Source organism: Kocuria sp. CPCC 204721 (genome assembly GCF_040980945.1).
Classification (GTDB): domain Bacteria; phylum Actinomycetota; class Actinomycetes; order Actinomycetales; family Micrococcaceae; genus Kocuria; species Kocuria marina.
Window position 1 is genome coordinate 39,103 of sequence record NZ_JAVKPO010000016.1, and the last position, 20,415, is coordinate 59,517.

Consider the following 20,415-nt stretch of genomic DNA (forward strand, 5'->3'; position numbering starts at 1 on the left):
CGCGGAGCGCGCCCGTGTGCTTGAATCGTGGCCCACGGTTCCGGCCCCGGGAGGCAGCGGCATGCAGGAGATCCTTTCGGCCCTCGACGGGCTGCTCCCGCGCGCGAGCACGCGGCGGCTGCGGTGCACGGTAGTGGTCGGTACTGGTCCGGGCCGTTGGACGTCCAGCGGCTGGCGGTTTCGGGGGTGGGGCTGGCAGTGGCGGGCGCCCAGCAGCTCGCCCGCACCATGGGCCATCGGGACAGCGTCATCACGGCGCGGCTGCCGGAGGTCATCGCGGCGTTCGGCTCGGTCTCCCACCTCCGCCTCGACGGGCAGTCCCTGCCCGGCTTCGCCCCGTGTTCCGGTTTCTTCCCCGTGTCGGACGGCTGGCTGCGCACGCACGCCAATTACCCGCACCACCGCGAGCGTTTGTTCCGCGCCCTGGACATCACGCACGACGACGCCCTCGCACCCGCCCTCGCCCAGCTCACCGGGGAGCAGGCCGAGTCCCGGATCGTCGCCGAGGGCGGCATTGCCGCTCGCGTGGCCACGGAACAGGAATGGCGCGTAGATGCGGCGTCCGAGCCGGGGCCGTGGCTCGAGCTCACCCCGGCGGACATCCCCGTCCGAGTGTTCGACCGTGCCGGTTCCAGCGCGTCGACCCGTTCGTCCGATTCCGCAGGCTGTCCGTCCAGTTCCGCGAAGGGTCCGTTCGCGGCACCGCGGGGGACGGCGTCGCTCACTCCCCTGGCGGGCGTACGCGTGGTCTCCCTGACCCGGGTGATCGCGGGCCCCACGGCCACCAAGTTCCTGGCAGCCCTGGGCGCGGACGTGCTGCGCATCGACCCGCCTGCCCTGCCCGAACTGCTCGGCCAGCACCTGGACACCGATGCGGGGGTGCGCTGCGTGTCGTGGGATCTGGCGGATCCCACGCGGGCGGGGGACCTGGCCGACGCCCTGGACGCCGCGGACGTCCTGCTCACGGGGTACCGGCCCGGCTCCCTGACCGATCTCGGTCTCGCCGCCGCGAGCATCCGCGACCGCTTCCCCCACCTGGTCCACGTGGAACTCAGCGCGTGGGAGCCTTCCGGCCCCCGGGGCGGGCAGCGTGGATTCGACAGCATCGTCCAGGCCGCCACGGGGATCGCCCATCACTACGGTGCGCGGGACCAGCACGGGAGGTGGCGCCCCGGGGCCCTACCGGTCCAGGCCCTGGACCACACCGCGGGCTACGGCATGGCCGCCGCGGCCTGCGCGCTGCTCGCCACGGGGACCGCGGGCCACGCACGGGTGTCCCTCGAACGCACCGCGCGGGCCCTGTTGGATGCGCGCACTCTCCGGACCGCGCAGGACGCCCATCTCTCCCCCGCGACCCTGACCGCGCCCACCGACCACGGGATGCTCGAGTACGTCCCGTCGCCGGTCCGCGTCGACGGCGCTCGGCCTCCGGCGGAAGCACCGCGGTGCGAGCACGACGGCGTCAGAGGTCCCGCAGCACCTGCGCGAACCGCTTGACGCCCTCCCGGATCCGCGCGGGAGCAACACCGGAGAACGCGAGCCGCACCGCGTCCGAGTCCCGGCCGTCCATGTAACACGCCGAACCCGGTACCAGGACCACCCCATGGGCGATCGCCTCCGCGAGGACGTCCTTGCCCACCAACTCGTCCGCCGTGACCCACGTGAAGAACCCGCCCGTGGGCGTGGTCCACCGCACGGAGGACGGCATGAACTCGGTCAACGCCGCGTCCATGGCTTCCCAGCGCTCGCGATACAGCGTCACAGCGTTGTCGAGCGCGGGCTCCCAGTGCTCGGAACCCACCCACGCCGTGACGAGGGACTGTGCCAGGTTGGACGGGTGGATCACCACGGACTCCGCGGCGATCTGCAACCGGCCCCTGACCTCCGGGGGAGCCGCGATCCAGCCGATCCGCAGCCCCGGAGCGAAGATCTTGGAGAAGCTGCCCAGGTGGATCACGTGCTCCGGGTCCATCCCGTGCATCGAGGCCAGGGGCTGCGCGCGGTCGAAGGACAGCAGCGCGTAGGGATCGTCCTCGATGATCATCACGTCCCGCTCGGCGCACACCCGCACCAGTTCGCGCCGCCGCTCCACCGGCATGGTCACGCCCGTGGGGTTCTGAAAACTGGGGATCACGTACACGAACGGGACGCGCTCACCCTGCGCCGCGGCGTCGTCCAACGCGTCGGCGACGGCGCTCGGGTCCATGCCGTGCTCGTCCACCGGGACGTGACGCACGTCCACCTCGTACGCGCCGAACACGCCCAGCGCACCCACGTAGGTGGGGCCCTCGGCCAGGATCACGTCCCCGGGGTCGCAGAACAGCTTGGTCACGAGGTCCAACCCGGCCTGGGACCCGGTGGTCGGCAGGACGTCCGCCTCCGTGACCGTGGACCCGCCCCGCGCCATGAGCCGCACGCTCAGTTCGCGCAGGCCCGCGGTCCCCGCGCCGGAACCGTACTGCAGGATCTCACCGGCGCGCTCACGGATCAGCTGCGCGGCCAGATCCCCCACGGTCCCGCCCGGCAGCACGGACAGATCCGGGTTGCCCCCGGCCAGGGACACCACCGAGGGGTCCATGGCCGTCTCGAACACCGCGCGCACCGGGGAGGGCCGGAACTCCCCCGCGCGGGACGCGAACGCGCTCATCGCTGGCCCCCGTAACGGGCACCCGAAATGCCATAGGCGGGGCCGTCCGCGGACGCGCCGGCGCCCAGGCTGATGAGCGAGATCAACTCGTAGACCACGTGGGCCGCGGCGATCCCGGTCAGTTCGGCGTGGTCGTAGGCAGGGGCGACCTCCACGACGTCGCACGCAACGACGTCCAGCCCGCGCAGACCGCGCAGGATCTCGAGGACCTCGCGGCTCGTGATGCCACCGGCCTCGGGCGTGCCGGTGCCGGGTGCGTGGGCGGGGTCCAGGACGTCGATGTCCAGGGAGACGTACAGCGGGCGGTCCCCCACGCGCTCGCGCAGAGCCGCGACCACGGCGTCCACGCCGGAGCGCATGACGTCCGCGGAGGAGACGATCTCGAAACCGAAGCGGGCGTCGTCGTCCAGGTCCTGAGTGCCGTAGAGGGGCCCGCGGGTGCCCACGTGCATCACGGCGTCCATGTCGATGATGCCTTCCTCGAACGCCCGGCGGAACGGGGTGCCGTGGGTGTACTCGGCACCGAAGTAGGTGTCCCACGTGTCCAGGTGGGCGTCGAAGTGCAACAGCGCGATTTTGCCGTGCCGTGAGTGGGCGGCGCGCATGAGCGGCAACGCGATCGTGTGGTCCCCGCCGATCGCCACGACCTTGGTGGACTCCCCCATGAGCTCCTTGGCGGCGGTCTCGATGGACGCGATGGCCTCGGGGATGTCGAACGGGTTGCCCACGATGTCCCCGGCGTCCGCGACCTGCAGGTGGGCGAACGGCGAGTGGTTCTGCGCGGGGTTGTAGGGGCGCAGCAACCGGGAGGACTCGCGCACGTGATTCGGACCGAAGCGCGCACCGGAACGGTAGGAGACGCCCGAGTCGAACGGCACGCCCACCACGGCGATGTCCGTGTGCTCCACTTGATCCGTGCGGGGCAACCGCGCGAACGTGGCCGGCCCGGCCCACCGCGGTGTCAGGGCGGCGTTGACGGGGCCCACCCGTTGCTCACCCGCTGCATTGGTTTCGACGACGCGTTCCGGTTCCACTGCTGAACTCCTTACCTCCCGGGGATCACCCGGGGACGTGCACCGCGATTCTCGGGGCGTGGTTCCCACGAACACGGCACCCGCGGCGGCGTGAACCGCCACCGCGGTGATACTTTTTGTGACCTGGTGCATAAAACCCTAGTGCCAACCACCCCGCCCACGAACGCATCCGCTCGCGCGCGCGGACACCCCGAGTTCTGTCGAGGAGACCCCCGTGAACGTCCTGGTCATCGTGCTGTACCTGATCGCCATGGTGGTGATCGGGCTGTGGGCGGCACGCCGCGCCCGCACCGCCACCGATTACCGGGTGGCCGGGCGCCGGCTGGGAATGGGGTTGTACACCTCCACGATGGCCGCCGTGGTCCTGGGCGGCGCCTCCACCGTGGGCGGTGTGGGTCTCGGGTACCAGTACGGGATCTCCGGGATGTGGCTCGTGGTGGCGATCGCCGTGGGCCTGGGGGTCCTGAGTCTGTTCTTCGCCGCGCGCATCCAGTCGCTCAAGGTCTTCACCGTCTCCCAGATGCTGCAGTTGCGCTACGGCGCCAAGGGCGGGGCCACGGCGTCCTCCTTCGTGATGCTCGCGTACACGATCATGATCGCGGTGACCTCCACCGCGGCGTACGCGGCGATCTTCTCCGTCCTGTTCCCGATCTCCCGGCCGTGGGCCATCCTCCTGGGTGGCGCCGTGGTGATCGCATACTCGGTGCTCGGTGGCATGTGGTCCATCACCCTCACGGACCTCATGCAGTTCGTGTTCATGACCGTGGGGATCTTCGCGATCCTCCTGCCGTTCTCGCTGGCCGCCGGGGGTGGGTGGTCCGGGATCCGTGAGTGGCTGGACTCCTCCTTCTTCGACCTGGGCGCCATGGGTCTGCAGGGGATCATCACGCAGTTCGTGATCTACGGATTCGGCATGCTGATCGGCCAGGACATCTGGCAGCGCGTGTTCACCGCACGCTCCCCCGGGGTCGCCCGCTGGGGCGGGGTGATCTCCGCCGGGTATGTGGCCCTGTACGGCGTGGCCGGCGCCCTGATCGGCACCGCTGCGGCCGCCGTTCTTCCCACCCTCGAGATGCCGGACGAGGCCTTCGCGACCATGGCCCAGCAGCACGTCCCCGTGGGCCTGGGTGGTGTGGTGCTCGCCGCGGGCGTCGCGGCCATGATGTCCACCGCCTCCGGGGCCACGATCGCCGCGGCCACCGTGGCGCGCGTGGACGTGGTCCCCACGCTGCGCGGCCTGTTCGGGGCGTCCGACGCCGACGTCGCCCGCTCCCGCTCCGAGGACGCCTCCGTCCTCAAGGACCGCGTCTACGTGGTGGTCGTGGGCCTGCTCATCACCGTGATGTCCATGCTGGTCAGCTCCACCGTGGTGGCCCTGACCATCGCCTACGACCTGTTGGTGGGCGGACTGCTCGTCGCGATCCTGGGTGGGCTGCTGTGGCCGCGCGCCACCGCGGCCGGCGCCATGTGGTCCATGGGGGTGGGGGTCGTAGCCACAGTGGCGGGCATGATGGTCTTCGGGGTGCTCGCCAACGCACCCATCTACATGGGGCTGATCGCCTCCGCAGTGGTGTTCGTGGCGGTATCACTCATGAGCAGGCCCACCCCGTCCGACGTCAGTCAGGAATGGAACCGACGGATTCAGGAGTCCAAGGCATGAGCAACGAGAACACGGTCACCGGCGCCCCCGGGGGGTTCGAGAACCCGGCGGGGGCGGCGTCGTCGTACCCCGAGCGCACCACGGCCCGCGCTGTCCTGGAGACGCTGCGCGGCTACGGGATCGACACGGTCTTCGGCATCCCGGGCACGCACTCGCTCGAGTTCTACCGGCCGCTGCGCGAGCTGGGGATCCGCCCGATCACCACGCGCCACGAACAGGGCGCGTCCTACGGCGCGGACGGTTGGTCCCAGGTGCGCGGGCTGCCCGGCGTGGTCATCACGACCTCCGGACCCGGCCTGCTCAACTCGCTGTCCGGCGCGGCCACCGCGTACGCCGAGTCCCGGCCCATGATCCTGCTCTCCCCGGGGCGGCCCGTGGGACACGACTTCCGGGACATCGGCTCGCTGCACGAGACCAAGAACCCGTCCGCCGCGGTCAATGCGATCGTGGGCGTGTCCCGGCGCGTGACCTCCGCCGCCGAGGCCGTGACCATGGTCCACGACGCCATGCGCGACTTCGCACACTCCCGGCCGCGGCCCATCCACATCGAGATCCCCCTGGACATCCTCGAGGCCCCCGCGGACGTCCCCGAGTCCGCGACCGCACCCCGCCCCCTGGGCGAGCCCGCGCCGGCACCGGAGGCCGACGTCGCCGCGGCCGTCGAAGCGCTCGCCGCGAGTGAGCGCCCGGTCATCCTGGCCGGCGGTGGTTCCCTGGCCGCCGGGGAGCACCTGCTCGAGCTGGCCGAACTGCTCGAGGCACCCGTGATCACCACGACCAACGGCAAGGGAGCGATCCCCGAAAAACACCGGCTCTCCCTGGGCGCGGACCTGCGGCTGAGCACGGCCCACGAGTTCCTGCGCTCGCGGGACGCCCTGCTCGTGATCGGCTCCAAGGTGGGCGAGGCCGAGCTGTGGGGCGGCGACATCACCCCGCAGGGGCCCGTGGTGCGCGTGGACATCATGCGCGACCAGATGCTGTGCAACCTCACCCCGGACGTCGAGGTCCCGGGCAACTCCGCCGCGGTGGTCCCCCAGTTGCTCGCGGGTCTGCGGGCGCGGGCCGACGCCGGGGGGCCCGGCGACGCCGCCGGCTCGGGCCACGTCGCCGGCTCGGGTGCGGCGGGCGACGTCGCCGTCGCGCCCTCCGCGCGGACGGCACCAGACCTGCGCGAGGTCTTCGATGCGATGGACGAGGAGGGCCGCACGTGGGCCCCCGAGCTCGCGGCGCTCAACGAGACCATCATGGACGTGGTCCCGGACGACACGATCCTGGCGGGCGACTCGTCCCAGGTGACCTACATGGGATCCACCACGTTCTTCCGCGCACCCGTTCCCCACTCCCTGCTCTACATGGGGACGTACGCGACGCTGGGTTACGGCCTGCCCGCGGCGATCGGCGCCAAGCTGGCCGCACCCGAGCGCCCAGTGGTGTGCCTCGTGGGGGACGGCGCCCTGATGTTCTCCATCCAGGAACTGATGACCGCGGTGGAACTGGGCCTGGACCTGCCCGTGATCTGCGTGGACAACGGCGGCTACGGGGAGATCCGGCAGAACATGGTGGACCGCTCCATCCAGCCGCTCGGTGTGGACCTCGTGCAGCCGGACTGGGTGCGCTTGGCCGAGGGCTTCGGCGCCACTGGCCTCCCCGCGACCATGGACACCCTCGCGGACACGGTGCGCACGGCGCTGGAGACCAAGGGGACGAGTTTGGTGCACCTCAAGATCTGAGTGTGCCCGCCTGGGGCGCGGCCGGGTGAGGCGTGCGGCCGGGTGAGGCGTGCGGCCGGACGGAGGCGCATGCTTTACCGGCTCGACCGTCACGTTGCCCTTTCCACCTCCCTGGGCATTTCTAGTGGAGCAAATGCACGCAGGGCGGCAGAAATCTGCTTCAACGGAGTAAAAGCAAAGGCGCATCCAGCGCTCGCGCCGCAATCACGTGAGTCATCCGTTGGATCCAGGAGTGGGCACCCACTGGCCGTCGCGAGGCCCGAGATCTCCTAGCTGTACAGCTAGGAGATCGCCATCGTGGACGACCACTGGGTGGTGGAAGCGCGCCGTCGCGTGGAGAGCGGCGAGCTCACGGACACCGGCCAGATCCATCGCGTCTACAAGAGCGACTCCCCCTGATTCTCACCACCGCAATCTAAGACCCATGACAGGAAGCACCATGACCCCTCCCACCCACACCACCTCGGCCCCGGCCGACGCCTCCGTGCAACGCCACCTCCGCAGCGCGATCGACGTGGCCGTGCGCAACGCCTCCGAGGACGGCGGCCCGTTCGGCGCCGTCGTCGTGACCGCGGACGGGCGCGAGTTCACGGCGGTCAACCGCGTCACCGCGGACAACGATCCCACCGCCCACGCCGAGGTCTCTGCGATCCGCGCCGCGTGCGCCGCCCTGGGCACGTACGACCTCAGCGGCGCCGTGCTCTACTCGAGCTGCGAACCGTGCCCCATGTGCCTGTCGTCCTCCCTGTGGGCGCGCTTGGACGCCGTGTACTTCGCCGCGGACCGCCACGACGCCGCGGACGGCGGCTTCGACGACGCCGTGTTCTACGACTTCTTCACCGCCACCCGGGCCCAGCGGGACGAACTGCTGCCCGTGCGCCACGTGGGCATCGACAACCGCACCAAACCCTTCGAAACATGGGCGGCCAACACCTCCCGCACCGCGTACTGACCCGAATCCATCCACTGCATCATCGCTAGATTCGGACACTTCGCCACCTGGTCGACGGTGGGAAAAACAGAAGATCGCCGAACCTGCGGCCACCGGCCGTGAACGGAGGCATCTGACATGACAAGCACCACGCTCCCCAGGGGACGCCGGTGTAGTAATCGTCCAGGGGGACCTCGCGCTCGGCGTCACGGGACGCGAGCACCACGGACGCCCAGGGACAGCAGCACCGGCGCGGCCATCTCCTGCTGCACTGGGTGCAGTTGACCGGGACCGCGGGGGCCGGGAGCGGTGCCCAACCCCTCGGACGTGACGACCTCCTGGCCGTCGAACGCCACGGCGGGCGGAAGGCACGCGTTGATGGAGGTCCACCGGGTGCGGTCGGTGCCGTCCGGGCGGGCCACGAGCACGGCCCACGCCCCGCCCTCAGTCCTTATTGATGAGCTTTCCAATCCCACTGGCGGCGCACAACACGAACACGGTGCCGGCCAGGATCAGCAGGAAGAAGGGGACGGCCGGGGACGACAGGGTGGCCTCCGGGAACCAGGAAGCGCTCACGTAGGACACCCAGGCACACAGAATCAAGACTGCGCCACTGACGGCGAGGATGATTTCTCCCTTGAATTTCTTCATGGTCCTATCCCTTGAAATAGGGTGCGCCGAATGCCCTGACCATCCAGTAGTAATAACTGGCGGTGCCGATGCAGCGTTTGTGTTCGATGTCCGTGCTCACGTAGGTGCGTGTGCAGGTGGCATTCATGGCATTGCGGAATTCGCTGTCGCATTGCGCGCGGGAGCGGCCAGCGTCGCCCTCGGCCAAGTAGCACACGTCGTGGGCGTTGCAGTCGGCGTTGAACAGCGCGTTTTGATAGCCATGGCCGGGCACGGGGTTCGAACAGCCGTTGACCTGGGCCGATGCACTCATGCTCACCACCCCGGGGAAACGGTGGGGTGTGGTGGTCCGGGTCGCGTAGTCGATGTCCGCGGCAACCTGCGTCTCGCTGATGCCCGCGGCGTTGGCTGCTCGCACGATTCGGGCGTATTCGGATGCGGATATCCCCATCGATTCCGCCGTTGTCGTGGTCACCGGTTGCGCACTCGTCGTGGACACCGGCTCCGACGCGAAGGAATTCGTCACCAACAGGGCGAGGAACAGCAGGGCAAGGAGCGTGATTCCCGCTGTCCTGCGGACCATCCCACCTACGGCATCCATGTCAATTCTTTCGCGTGGGCGATGATGTGGACCCCAGCCTAGGAACCCCATGGTCCACGGACAATGGCCATCCGGCCACTTTCCCGGGGTAGCGCGTGCGGTGCCCGCGAGGACCATACGATGAATCCATGAGCGAGCACGCCGGCGCAGCGCTGCCCGAGCACACCGACATCCTGATCATCGGGGCCGGCCTCAGCGGGATCGGGGCGGCCTGCAAACTCCGCCACGAACATCCCGGCAAGAGCATCACGGTGCTCGAGTCCCGCGGGAACTCCGGTGGCACGTGGGATCTCTTCCGCTACCCGGGGGTCCGCTCCGACTCGGACCTCTACACCTACGGCTACGACTTCCGCCCGTGGACCCGACAGAACCCCATCGCGGAGGGCTCCGCGATCCTGGACTACATCCGCGACACCGCTCGCGCCTCCGGGGTTGACAAGCTCATCCACTACCACCGGCGCGTCACCGCCGCGGATTGGTCCTCCGGGACCAGCCACTGGACCGTGACGGTCGAGCGCACCGCGCCACCCGAACCCCGCGCGGGGGCGGCTCCGAGCGACGTCGGCGGCGCACCCGGGCACTCGGCTGATGGCCCGCAGCCCGACGACGCCGCACCGTCCGGTCGCCACCCCCGTAATGACACCGTGCCGGGCAACGCCGAACGCCCCGCAACTTCCGATCGATCCGCGCACGCCGCGGTCGACGGCGCCGCGCGACCCGAACCCATCGGCACCGGCGAGACCCAGCCGGTCACCGCCACGTGGGTGTTCATGGCCACCGGGTACTACGGCTACGACCGTCCCCACATCCCGGACTTCGCGGGGGTCGACGGGTTCAGGGGCCAGCTCGTGCATCCCCAGTTCTGGCCCGAGGACCTGGACGTCCGGGGCAAAAGAGTCGCTGTGATCGGCAGCGGGGCCACCGCGGTGACCCTGCTGCCCGAGCTCGTCACGCGGGGTGCCGAGACCACGATGGTGCAGCGGACGCCGTCGTACATCCTGCCCCTACCCTCCCCCGGCGTGGCCGAGAAGGTGCTGTTCATGGCGCTCGGCAGGACACGGGCGGCGCGAGTGCTGCGCCCGCTCATGGCCGCGGGGCAGAGAGCACTGTGGGTGGCGAGCAAGGCCGCGCCGCGCGTGATGCGGGCGGGAATCGCGGCCGTGAACCGCCGTCGCCTCCCTGCGGACGTCTCCGTCCGGGAGCACTTCACCCCGCCGTACGACCCGTGGGACCAACGGCTGTGCGTGGCGCCCAACGGGGATTTCTTCGCCGCGTTGCACGAACCCAACGCCCATATCGTGACCGCGGGCATCGACCGTTTCGACGCGGACGGCCTCGTCCTGACGGCCGGGCGGCGGGTGGCGGCGGACGGGCGGCGGGTGGCGGCGGACGTCGTCGTGAGCGCCACGGGCTTCGACCTGCTCATGTTCGGTGGCGCGCGCTTGAGCGTGGACGGGCGACCCGTGAACCTCCCCGAGCGGATCGCCTACCGCGGCGCCATGCTGAGCGACGTGCCCAACCTGGCCTTCGCGATTGGGTACACGAACGGGTCGTGGACGCTGAAGATCGGACTCGTGGTGGACTGGCTGTCCCGGTTGATCGCGCACACGGATTCCGTGGGCGCGGCGTCCGTGCGCCCGGTCGCACCCGAGGGCCTGCGCACGCGCCCGTTGCTGGACTTCGACGCCGGCTACGTCCAACGCTCCCTCGACCAGCTGCCCCGCCAGGGGGACACGGCGCCGTGGCGGATGGCCATGAACTACTTCGATGACCGGCGTCAGTTGTTGCGTAAGCCGGTCGTGGATCGATTCCTGCGGTTCGACGACGCCGCCGCTCCCGTTCCCGAGCAGCTGCCCGCCCTGCTCACGGGCCCCGGTGAAAGCGGTGAGGAACGCACGGTGCAGTTGGATGATGACCGCTTCATCTGCGTGCGCCTGGACGGGCCGTCCGACGGGGCGCCGCTCGTGTTGATCACCGGGCTCGCGTTCGACCTGGCCACGTGGCCCGTGTCCTTCGTCCATGCCCTCGCGGATCGCGGGTACCGGGTGATCCGCCTGGACAACCGGGACGTGGGCCGTTCCTTCCGGGTGACCTCCACGTCCCCTTCGGCCCGCCGGTTGCTGCGCGGGCCCCTGCCGGAGGGGCAGTACTCCGTGGAGGACATGTCCGAGGACGTCGCGGACACCCTGCGGGCGCTGGGGTTCGAGCGAGCGGATGTCATGGGGTTCTCACTCGGTGGGATGATCGCCCAGTCGTTGGCGGGCCACCACCCCGAGCTGGTGCGGCGACTCATTTCCCTGTGCTCCACCACGGGCGATCCGTCCGTGGGGACGGCCGCGACCTCCACCGCGGCGTTGCTCATGTTCCCCGGGGCGAAGACCCGGGACATGTACATCCGGGGGCGACTGGTCATGTCCCACCACCTGGCCGGTCCGGGGTTCCCCGTGGACGTGGCGTACGAACGTCAACTCGCCGCAACCCACTGGGACCGCAGCCTGGATCCGCGAGGTGAGGCTGAGGCGATGCGCCGTCAGATCGGGGCAATCCGCTCATCCGGGGACCGCACGGAGGTGCTGTCCCGGATCACCGCCCCCACGCTGGTGATCCACGGGGACAAGGACAAGATCGTGCGCCCGGACGGCGGCCCCGCCACGGCCGAGGTCATCCCCCATGCGCGCTTCGTCCGGATCCCCGGGATGGGCCACCAGGTGCACCCCATGGTGGTCCCGCGGTTGTTCGAACTGGTCATCGACCACCTGGGGGATCCGCGGGAGGGGTGAGCCTCTTCCGGCGGGGCTCCCGTGCCGAGGCGTAACTCTCAGGCACTCCGAGGCCATGGCGTAATTTCTAGTCGCGTGGAAGCCACTTCACTCCACCCCATGTGGCCTCTGCGTGCCCACAATTCGCCGCGTGGCCTCAGCGTGCCTCACAGTGTCCAGCGCTCAAGCCGTGTGGCCTCAGCGGGCCTGGGAAGTGGGCGCTGTCTCGGCCCGCTCGGCCCGCGAGGGGACGCGGCCACTGCGCAGCAGCACCACCGCGGCCACCGCTCCCACGGCGCCGGCCACCGTCAACGGCACCGTGAGCAGTGTGACGATCTCCCACAACGGCGGCACCACGGCACACACGAGTGCCACGACCACGGCGGTATTGGACAACCGGATGGGGCGGGCGCCCCACGGTGCCGTGGATGAGGACTCGAGCCGCCGCAATACCGTGGCCACCACGAGCACCACCGCCCAACACAGGACGGTCAAGGGGATCCGCAGCCACCACCAGTCGGCGGAACCGGGGACGGGGTCGTAGCCCACGGCGAAGAACCACACCGCCATGACCGCCACCACCACGGGCAGGTGCCACAGGTAGATGGTCAACGCACGAGTGCCCACCACATACACCACCGCGCGGACCACCCGGGAGTGCATGGCCCGCCGCAACAGCGGGGAGAATACCTCCAGCAGACACGCCTGAGCGAAGCCCAGCAGCACCATGCACACGGTGGGCGGATTGAGGTTGGTGAGCATGTCCGGTGCGTAGGACCCGGAGGCCACGCACACCCCGGACACGGCGTAGCATCCCGCGGCAAGCGCCACGAGCACCGGTCGACGCCGCGCCCCGAACCACCCGTCCGCCCGGAAGAAGCCGAACTGCTGGATGAGCGGCCACACGAACACCATGTTGAGCAGCCCCCACCACTGCCAGCCGGTGGTCAGGCGCAGCAGGTCCACGGCCACCGCGCACGAGAACAGGAACCAGCACCACACCCACCCCATGCGTTCGTGCAGGTCCACGAACAGCGGTGCCAATCCCTGACAGACGAGGTAGGCCGCCAGGAACCACAACGCCATCCCCACACCGGACAGCGCGAACGTCACGAGTTCGATCCCGGCTCCCGCCACCACCGCGATCCCCGCACCGAGGGCGAGCACACACCACAGCACCGCCGCGGGTTGGATCAGCCGCAGCGTGCGTTCCCGCACGTACTCGCCCCGCACCATTCCCCGGGCCCGACGACGCCGCCACGCCCCAGCCGTGGCCGTCCCACCCACCACGAAGAACAGGGGCATGATCTGCAGGAGCCACGTGGCCCACCAGTACCAGGGCTGCTGAGTCGGGACCAGGACAGAGCGGATCTCCCCGGTGGCGGGATCCGCCGTGAGGGTAACCATGAGGATGTGACTGCACACCACGGTGATCACGCACCCCACGTGGGCGACGTCCACGGCGGGGTCGCGTTCGAAGTCCCCCTCGGGGACGGAAACGGCGGTGGGCCGCCCGAGGGCGCGGACGTCGTCGTTCATGGCACACACTGTAGGGCGCGCGAACACGGAACCCCGGGCGGGCGCGCACATGTGGATCATCCGCGCCGCCGCGGTACCCGGATGGGACGCACCTGGCGCCTCACGAGACGCGCGCTCGCGGAGCGGACGCCGCACCCCGCAGCACGCACCCCGCACCACGTAGCAGGCGCCCCGCAGACCACATCCCGCAGCCCGGGGGTGCGGAAAACCCCACCCCGACTCGGTGGCCAGCTCTGGCGCGGGATCCACGGGGGTGTCCGTAGCGTGGAGGCCATGAGCACCACAGCCTCGAATCCCACGCCACCGTGGGACGCCACAGAGCCCATCTCCTCGGACACCGAACGCACCCGGCCGATGCCCTCGGCCGGTTCCTCACCCGCAGACGCTGAGACCACCCGGACCCTGCCGCCTCCCGGGCACCCGGAACCCCCGCGGGCCGCCTCCGTGGCACGCCCGGCATCGGAAGGGCCGCACATCGCTCCCCGCGAGTGGCGGACCTTCTCCTTCAAGACCCTGTTCTTCGGGACCCTGGACCTCGTGGTGGACTCGGTGCTCAACACCGTGCTGCTCGTCGTGATCCTCACGTTCCTCACGGTGGGAGCCGCAACCGTTCCGGCGCTGGGCCTGGGCGTGCTGATCCTCGCCGCGACCGTGTACGTGATGATGGGGGCGGTGTGGCTGGAACGCAGACGTTCGGCGTCGTCGTTCGGCCTGGACATCCGGGACCCCCAGCGCCGCCGCAGCCCGCATACCGACTGGGTGCGGGTCCCGCACCAGTGGTGGCTGGACGCGAGCGACGGGTCCCTGTGGCTCGGCATGCTCCACGTGGCGCTCACGTGCGCGCTGGGCTGGCTCATGCTGTTGCCCTTCGTGGTGGGTAGCGCGGCCCTCGTGCTGACCTTCGCGCCGTGGTTCGCCTCCGAGTCCTCGGTGCTGTGGCCCGCGCTGCAGAGCACCCCGCGCTGGACGCTCCCGATGCTGGGTGTCACGAGCGTGCTGCTGAGCATCACGCTCGCGGTGCTGCTCACCTTGGCTCACCGCGGTCTGTCCGCGGGGCTGTTGCGGCTGAGCGAGGCCGCGCGACTGCGCCGTGAAGCGGACGAGCTGCAGCGCCTCGCCGAGTACGAGACCGCCGCCAAGGAGTCCGCGGTACGCGGTGCGGAGACCGAGCGCTCGCGCATCGAACGCGATCTGCACGACGGCGTCCAACCCCAGTTGGTCTCGGTCGCCATGAACCTCTCGATGGCCGGTTCACGCATCGACACGGATCCCGCCGCAGCCAAGGAGCTCGTGGCGGAGGCGCACGGCACCACCAAGGCCGCGATCACCGAGCTGCGCCGGCTCGCCCGCGGGTTCCACCCCGCCGTGCTGGAGGATCGGGGGCTCGACGCCGCTCTGTCCGCCGTCGCCGCCCAGGCACCCTTCCCCGTGGACGTCTCCGTGAACGTCCCCCGGTTGCAGCCGCGCACGGAGGCGGCCATCTACTTCGCGGTCTCCGAGAGCCTCAGCAACGCGATCAAGTACTCGGGGGCGCGCTCTGCGGACGTCGCAGTGTCCATCCAGGACGGCGCCGCACCGGGCGCGAACATCGTGGTCGCCGGTGTGCGCGACTTCGGCCGCGGCGGCGCCCGTGTGGTCCCCGGGGGCGGGCTCTCCGGGATCCAGGACCGGATCCGTTCGGCCGGGGGCAGGTTCTTCGTGAACTCGCCCGCAGGCGGGCCCACCGAGGTCATCGTGGAGCTGCCCCTCACGGGTGTTCCTCCGACGACGACGCACAGCGCCCCGCGCGCGTCCGGCACCGCATACCCCCCTCACCCCGGCCACGCCGACGGGGTCCACACCGCGCCCGGAACCGGTCCTACCGCGCACGGTGCGGCGGGGGCGGGAACGGGCGGAGTGGCGTCGTCGCCCGCCGGGCAGCACGGACGGGGGAACTGAGATGCGCATCGTGATCGCCGAGGACGCCGTGCTGCTGCGCGCCGGACTGGTCCGCCTGCTCACGGACGCGGGGCACGAGATCGTGGCCGAGACGGATACCGCCGAGGGACTCGTGCGGGCCGTGGAGGAACACCGGCCGGACTTCGCGCTCGTGGACGTACGACTGCCACCCACCTTCACCGACGAGGGGATCCGCGCCGCGGTGCTGATCCGCTCGAGCCACCCCGGCGTGGCCGTGCTGGTGCTGTCCCAGTACGTGGAGGAGCGCTACGCGTCCGAGCTCATCGCGTCCCGCCGGGAGGGGCTGGGCTACCTGCTCAAGGACCGCGTGGCGGACGTGGACCAGTTCCTGGAATCCGTGCAGACCGTGGGCTCGGGCGGGACCGTGCTGGACCCGGAGGTGCTCACCCAGATCCTGGTGCGCTCGCGGCGCCGGGAGGACATGGAACTGCTGTCACCGCGCGAACGTGAGGTCCTGTCGCTCATGGCGCAGGGGCTGTCCAACGCATCCATTGCCGCGAATCTCTACCTCACCGAATCGGCCGTGGAGAAACATATCGGCTCGATCTTCGCCAAGTTGGGCGTCACCTCCGAGACCGGCAACCGCAGGGTTCTGGCCGTTCTCAAGTACCTGGGCTACTCGGACCACTCTCTTTAGGACATCTCATGAGCAATCAGAATCCCTCGCATCCCACGCCCGATCCTCACAACGCAGCCGGCCCCCGTCATGGGTCCGATCCCCGTCATGGTTCCGACCCGCGGAATGGTGCCGACCCCCGGGACCTGCCTGATCCTCGGAACGACCGTCCCGTGGGGCGCGGTGAGCGCCGCGCCTGGAACACCGCGACCGCCGTGGTGGGCGGTGTGGGTGCCCTCGCCCTGCTGCTCGGCGGGGCCGGAACCGCCACCGCGGTGGCCATGACACAGGAGCGGGACGGTTCGTGGACGGCGTCGTCGGACGTGGAACGGATCCGGATCGACGCCCCCTCGGGCATGGTCAGCGTGAACACGAGCCCGACCGTTGATCGTGTCCAAGTGCAGTGGCACGAATCCGGATGGTCCTTGTCCGAGCGCGGCGTCATCCCGTCCGTTCGCGACGGCGTGCTGCAGCTGGATATGCCCGGCCGGCCCTCTCAATGGGGTTCCGGCGTGCAGAGCGTCAGTATCACCGTTCCTCAAGACGGCCCGCGCACCTCGCTCGACCTCAAGAGCGGCACGGGAGCGGTGCACGTGAACGGCACGTACCGGGACGTGCGGGCGAGGGCCGATCTGGGGTCCATCAGCGCCACGGACGTGGAGGCCGCTGTGTTTGACGCCCACGTCACCACGGGTCAGGTGCTCCTGGACGGGGTCAGCGTGAAGAACCGGCTGGACGCACACACCAACCAGGGCGGGGCGCTCGTGAACGTGCGGGGCACGGCTCCTCAGCGCACCTCGGTCACCGCGACCAGCGGGGTTTACGGGATCTCGATGCCCGCCGCCGACTACTGGTACCCGCAGGACAGCCAGCGCGACGTCGCGGACCCGCAGCACCCCGTGACCACGACGCCGGGGTCCAACGAACGGCCGGGTGGGGCTCGTTCCTCGGGTGCGCCCACCTCTCCGGACTATACGGGCGACGACGCCGCGCGGCCGTCCGAGGTCAGCGCGGACACGGTGTGCGCCGCAGCCCCCGAGGGCCGGCCGTGCTTGTTCGTGTCGGGTACGCCGGTGGGCGTCAATGACTACTCCTACATGCGGGAGTGGAGCCAGGGGTGGGACGAGGTGGCCCGCGAGTACGGGGAGGCGCCTCGGTCTTCCGAGCGGGCGACGGAGTCGAAGCAGCCCATCGACCGTGCAACGGATGCGGCCACCGCATCCCCCACGGGATCCGCCACACCGTCCCCCGCCGACGGGAACTGAGACTCCCGCTCCCGGGCATACGGGTCCGGGAGCGGGCGCCCCGCGTCACCGCCGACCAGGTGGGCGCAGGGTTTTTCATGGGTGTTTCCACGCGCCGGCGCGGTAGTGGTTGGTGACATCCTGCTGGGTGAAGGCGGCCGCCCAGGCTGCCGAGCTGCACGAGGCTCTGGCCAAGGCACAGGACGATCATCTGCCCTATGTGACGCTTGATGGCACGTTGATCCCCACCGATCGGGTCGCCGAACGAACGGAGGCCGGTAATCACGCCTGGTACTCGGGCCAGCACAAGAGATTCGGCGATAATGTCCCAGTCATCGCCGCCCCCACCGGCTTCCCGCTGTGGACCTCCCCAGTAGAACCCGGCTCCACCCACGACATCACCGCAGCCCGGGCCCACTGCTCGGGTGCCCTGTACCCGGTCGCCGCCAAGGGTTTGCCGACTTTAGCCGACATGGGTTACCAAGGGGCTGAGATCGGGGTGCACATCCCCTTCAAAAGCTCCCGCCTCGGGGCCGATAACCGGCCTTATGTAAAGACTTTCCTTGCAGGCTGCCCATCCGACCTTCATCCCGGGTACCTCTCCATATCCCCGCCCCTCCGTGAACATGTCAGATCACATGTCACCTGATGGGCCTACGGTCCCCGGGACTAACCCCTTCACGCGCGCGGCTGTAGTAGTAAGACACGATTTTGCCGCGGCCCTGATTAGCTCATCGAGACCAGGATCTTTACCTCGCTGTCTTTGTTCGTGATGAGCCGCTTGAATCCTTCCTCGATGATCTGGTCCGCGCGGATGCGGCTGGTGATGAACGGTTCCAGGTTCACCTTGCCTCTTTGGACCAGCTCGATCGCATCAGCGTGATCATTCGCGTATCCGACCGAGCTGCCCATCTCGCGGTCCTGCATGGTCAACTGCGCCGTGATATCGAGTTGAACCGGCTTCGAGTGGATTGCCACGACTTCCAGCCGCCCTCCGGCGCCCAGCACCTCCAGCAGCTGGTCCATCACAAAACCAACACCTGCGGCGTCGAACGCCAACTCAGCCCCAGCCCCACCGGTGTGGGAGGCGACCACTGCATTCAAATCCTCACTCGTGGGGTCAACGACAACGTCGGCGACCCCGGTCGAAGCGGCCATCTCACGGCGACCCTTCGACACCTCACTGACGATGGTCTTCACGCCCTGGGCTTTCAAGACGGCAGCCACGAGCAGGCCGATCGGTCCGGCCCCACCGATGACCGCAGTCTGACCGCTTTGAGCCCTAGCGTGCTTGACCGTGTGAACGGCCACAGACAACGGCTCGATCATCGCGGCCTGATCCAGAGGCATCTCACCGACAGGGTGCACCCAGCACCGCTCGACGACGATGTGCTCACTGAGCCCGCCACCGCGGCCGGAAATGCCGATAAAGCCCATTTTCTCGCAGAGGTTGTAGGCACCCTTCTGGCAAGCCGGACACGTCCCGTCCACCATCAGCGGTTCCACCACCACAGAATCACCAACCGACAAACCCTCAACGTCATCCCCGAGCTCTTCCACCACTCCCGAGAACTCATGGCCCAGGACCACGGGGAGGGTTTCACCGGAGATGGGGTGCGGCTTCTCGGCTGTTGGAGCCGGTGGAATCGGCCCGTCCTCGTACAGGTGCAGATCACTGCCGCAGATTCCGTTGTATGCAGGCTTGATCTTCACCGTGCCCGGCCGTAGCTGAGGCTCCTCGATCTGCTCAATGCGCAGGTCTTCCTTGCCGTAAAACAGAACTGCCTTCATCGCACTCTCCTTCCGAGGTCCCACTCCAACGTAGCCACTGGCACGGAATCCGGTAAGCCCTCCAGGCTGAGACATGGTTGTAGTGAAGCATCCTGGGTTTGGCAGGAGGAGAGTCCCTGAGGTAGCCGAAAGGTGTAGTTGCCCAGTGAACTGCCTCACATGTACTGGGAGGGAGTTCCTGACTCAGATGGCCCATGCCAGGATGGAAGCATGACGGAGCACATGCCGAGCGACGAGATCATCCCCGACACGGACCCGGTCACTGGTCCCGTGGTGGCGCCGGAGCCTGCCACGGATCCCGTCCAGTCCGATTGGAACCCGCGGGGCCCGCAGGTCCGTCGCAACCCCGTGGCCGCCTACGACGAGCTGCGCTCACGCTGTCCCGTAGCCCGCGACACCAGTGGTGCTTGGACGCTGTTCACCCACGCTGACGTCACCGCCGCCGCGCTGGACCACGAGAGCTTCTCCAACGCGGTCTCCCGTCACCTCCAGGTGCCCAACGGTCTTGACGGTCCTACCCACACGGCCTTCCGCGCCCTCGTGGAGCGGTACTTCACCCCTGAGCGGATGAGCGCCCTGGAGCCGGTGGTGCAGCGGGTCGCCACCGACCTGGTGGGCCAGCTCGAGGTCCCCAGCCCGATCGACGCCGTCGAGATCGGCTCCCGCTTCGCGGTGCGGGCACAGACGGCCTGGCTGGGGTGGCCTGCAGGCCTGGAGGAGGATCTGCTGCAGTGGATGCAGGACAACCATGCCGCCACCCGCTCCCGAGACGCTTCTCGCACCGCGGAGGTCGCCCAGCGCTTCGACGCCATCATCCGGTCCCTGACCGACGTCCGCCGTGAGGCCGGCGACGACGCGCCCGATGACGTGACCACCGAGCTCGTGCGTGCCCGGGTTGATGGGCGGGAGCTCACCGACGAGGAGATCGTCTCGATCCTGCGCAATTGGACCGGCGGGGACCTGGGATCAATGGCGTTGTGCACCGGCGTGGTACTGACTTATCTGGCCGACCATCCCGAGTTGCAGGACCGGCTGCGTTCGGAGGTGTCCGACCGGGAGTTCGACGCGATCCTCGACGAGATCCTGCGGATCGACGACCCGTTCGTCGCCAACCGCCGCATCACGACGGAACCCGTCACAGTCGGTGGTCGAGAACTGGCCGCTGGTAACCGGGTGCTCCTGAACTGGACCTCCGCCAACCGTGACCCGCGGATCTTCGGCGACCCGGAGGCGTTCGACCCGGTCGGCAACGCCCCGTACAACCTGGTGTACGG

General features: G+C 69.4%; 15 protein-coding genes and 2 pseudogenes. 10 read left to right on the forward strand and 7 right to left on the reverse strand.

Going from position 1 to position 20,415, the window contains the following annotated elements; genetic code table 11:
• The first annotated feature begins 186 nt into the window (after positions 1-186).
• Positions 187-1,497: a CoA transferase gene (locus RF637_RS11990; protein WP_368844942.1), complete on the forward strand. Its 1,311-nt coding sequence runs from the start codon at positions 187-189 to the stop codon at positions 1,495-1,497.
• On the opposite strand, the gene RF637_RS11995 is transcribed toward RF637_RS11990, so the two are convergent.
• Together RF637_RS11995 and speB are read right to left on the reverse strand one after the other, a co-directional pair.
• Positions 1,463-2,647, reverse strand: a complete 1,185-nt coding sequence (locus tag RF637_RS11995) for a PLP-dependent aminotransferase family protein (RefSeq protein WP_368835489.1) — start codon at positions 2,645-2,647, stop codon at positions 1,463-1,465. The two genes, RF637_RS11990 and RF637_RS11995, sit on opposite strands and share 35 nt — an antisense overlap.
• On the reverse strand, positions 2,644-3,681 hold the full coding sequence (speB, locus tag RF637_RS12000) for an agmatinase (RefSeq protein WP_368844943.1): 1,038 nt from the start codon (positions 3,679-3,681) through the stop codon (positions 2,644-2,646). Before speB ends, RF637_RS11995 begins: the two co-directional genes overlap by 4 nt.
• A 214-nt stretch (positions 3,682-3,895) precedes the next feature.
• Here speB and RF637_RS12005 point away from each other — a divergent pair, with 214 nt between their 5' ends.
• The 3 genes from RF637_RS12005 to RF637_RS12015 all read left to right on the forward strand — a co-directional run bounded on the left by RF637_RS12005 (position 3,896) and on the right by RF637_RS12015 (position 8,023).
• Complete coding sequence (locus tag RF637_RS12005) at positions 3,896-5,341, forward strand: sodium:solute symporter (protein ID WP_368844944.1); 1,446 nt, start codon at positions 3,896-3,898, stop codon at positions 5,339-5,341.
• On the forward strand, positions 5,338-7,071 hold the full coding sequence (locus RF637_RS12010; protein ID WP_368835487.1) for a thiamine pyrophosphate-binding protein: 1,734 nt from the start codon (positions 5,338-5,340) through the stop codon (positions 7,069-7,071). Before RF637_RS12005 ends, RF637_RS12010 begins: the two co-directional genes overlap by 4 nt.
• A gap of 439 nt (positions 7,072-7,510) precedes the next feature.
• On the forward strand, positions 7,511-8,023 hold the full coding sequence (locus RF637_RS12015) for a nucleoside deaminase (RefSeq protein WP_368835486.1): 513 nt from the start codon (positions 7,511-7,513) through the stop codon (positions 8,021-8,023).
• A 233-nt stretch (positions 8,024-8,256) separates the two neighbouring features.
• On the opposite strand, the pseudogene RF637_RS12020 reads toward RF637_RS12015, so the two are convergent.
• The 3 genes and pseudogenes from RF637_RS12020 to RF637_RS12030 all read right to left on the reverse strand — a co-directional run.
• Positions 8,257-8,448: pseudogene (locus tag RF637_RS12020) on the reverse strand (xanthine dehydrogenase small subunit); the annotation flags it as partial.
• Positions 8,447-8,653: a hypothetical protein gene (locus RF637_RS12025; RefSeq protein WP_121544373.1), complete on the reverse strand. Its 207-nt coding sequence runs from the start codon at positions 8,651-8,653 to the stop codon at positions 8,447-8,449. The pseudogene RF637_RS12020 and the gene RF637_RS12025, both read right to left, overlap by 2 nt.
• 4 nt (positions 8,654-8,657) lie before the next feature.
• Positions 8,658-9,233 (reverse strand): hypothetical protein, encoded by a 576-nt coding sequence (locus tag RF637_RS12030; protein ID WP_368835485.1) that lies wholly within the window; start codon positions 9,231-9,233, stop codon positions 8,658-8,660.
• A gap of 128 nt (positions 9,234-9,361) precedes the next feature.
• On the opposite strand from RF637_RS12030, the gene RF637_RS12035 reads away from it, so the two are divergent.
• The gene (locus tag RF637_RS12035; protein ID WP_368844945.1) at positions 9,362-12,013 is read left to right on the forward strand and encodes an alpha/beta fold hydrolase; all 2,652 of its coding nucleotides are present in this window, start codon (positions 9,362-9,364) and stop codon (positions 12,011-12,013) included.
• A 177-nt stretch (positions 12,014-12,190) separates the two neighbouring features.
• On the opposite strand, the gene RF637_RS12040 is transcribed toward RF637_RS12035, so the two are convergent.
• On the reverse strand, positions 12,191-13,531 hold the full coding sequence (locus RF637_RS12040) for an acyltransferase (RefSeq protein ID WP_368844946.1): 1,341 nt from the start codon (positions 13,529-13,531) through the stop codon (positions 12,191-12,193).
• 273 nt (positions 13,532-13,804) lie between these two features.
• On the opposite strand from RF637_RS12040, the gene RF637_RS12045 reads away from it, so the two are divergent.
• The 4 genes and pseudogenes from RF637_RS12045 to RF637_RS12060 all read left to right on the forward strand — a co-directional run.
• Positions 13,805-15,469 (forward strand): histidine kinase, encoded by a 1,665-nt coding sequence (locus RF637_RS12045; protein ID WP_368844947.1) that lies wholly within the window; start codon positions 13,805-13,807, stop codon positions 15,467-15,469.
• Between the two features lies 1 nt (position 15,470).
• Positions 15,471-16,127, forward strand: a complete 657-nt coding sequence (locus RF637_RS12050; RefSeq protein ID WP_368835481.1) for a LuxR C-terminal-related transcriptional regulator — start codon at positions 15,471-15,473, stop codon at positions 16,125-16,127.
• 8 nt (positions 16,128-16,135) lie between these two features.
• The gene (locus tag RF637_RS12055) at positions 16,136-17,371 is read left to right on the forward strand and encodes a DUF4097 family beta strand repeat-containing protein (RefSeq protein WP_368844948.1); all 1,236 of its coding nucleotides are present in this window, start codon (positions 16,136-16,138) and stop codon (positions 17,369-17,371) included.
• 196 nt (positions 17,372-17,567) lie between these two features.
• Positions 17,568-17,867: pseudogene (locus RF637_RS12060) on the forward strand (transposase family protein); the annotation flags it as partial.
• A gap of 209 nt (positions 17,868-18,076) precedes the next feature.
• Here the strand turns inward: RF637_RS12060 and RF637_RS12065 are convergent.
• Positions 18,077-19,141: a 2,3-butanediol dehydrogenase gene (locus RF637_RS12065; protein ID WP_368844949.1), complete on the reverse strand. Its 1,065-nt coding sequence runs from the start codon at positions 19,139-19,141 to the stop codon at positions 18,077-18,079.
• Positions 19,142-19,351: 210 nt separating this feature from the next.
• Here RF637_RS12065 and RF637_RS12070 point away from each other — a divergent pair.
• The coding region (locus RF637_RS12070) for a cytochrome P450 (protein ID WP_368844950.1) at positions 19,352-20,415 on the forward strand (1,064 nt) is incomplete at its 3' end.

Coding starts and splice junctions, on each gene's coding strand:
- RF637_RS12035 (WP_368844945.1), top strand. CDS start 9,362: ATGAGCGAGCACGCCGGCGCAGCGCTGCCCGAGCACACCGACATCCTG.
- RF637_RS12010 (WP_368835487.1), top strand. CDS start 5,338: ATGAGCAACGAGAACACGGTCACCGGCGCCCCCGGGGGGTTCGAGAAC.
- RF637_RS11995 (WP_368835489.1), bottom strand. CDS start 2,647: ATGAGCGCGTTCGCGTCCCGCGCGGGGGAGTTCCGGCCCTCCCCGGTG.
- RF637_RS12065 (WP_368844949.1), bottom strand. CDS start 19,141: ATGAAGGCAGTTCTGTTTTACGGCAAGGAAGACCTGCGCATTGAGCAG.
- RF637_RS12055 (WP_368844948.1), top strand. CDS start 16,136: ATGAGCAATCAGAATCCCTCGCATCCCACGCCCGATCCTCACAACGCA.
- RF637_RS12045 (WP_368844947.1), top strand. CDS start 13,805: ATGAGCACCACAGCCTCGAATCCCACGCCACCGTGGGACGCCACAGAG.
- RF637_RS12030 (WP_368835485.1), bottom strand. CDS start 9,233: ATGGATGCCGTAGGTGGGATGGTCCGCAGGACAGCGGGAATCACGCTC.
- RF637_RS12040 (WP_368844946.1), bottom strand. CDS start 13,531: ATGAACGACGACGTCCGCGCCCTCGGGCGGCCCACCGCCGTTTCCGTC.
- RF637_RS12015 (WP_368835486.1), top strand. CDS start 7,511: ATGACCCCTCCCACCCACACCACCTCGGCCCCGGCCGACGCCTCCGTG.
- RF637_RS12050 (WP_368835481.1), top strand. CDS start 15,471: ATGCGCATCGTGATCGCCGAGGACGCCGTGCTGCTGCGCGCCGGACTG.
- RF637_RS12025 (WP_121544373.1), bottom strand. CDS start 8,653: ATGAAGAAATTCAAGGGAGAAATCATCCTCGCCGTCAGTGGCGCAGTC.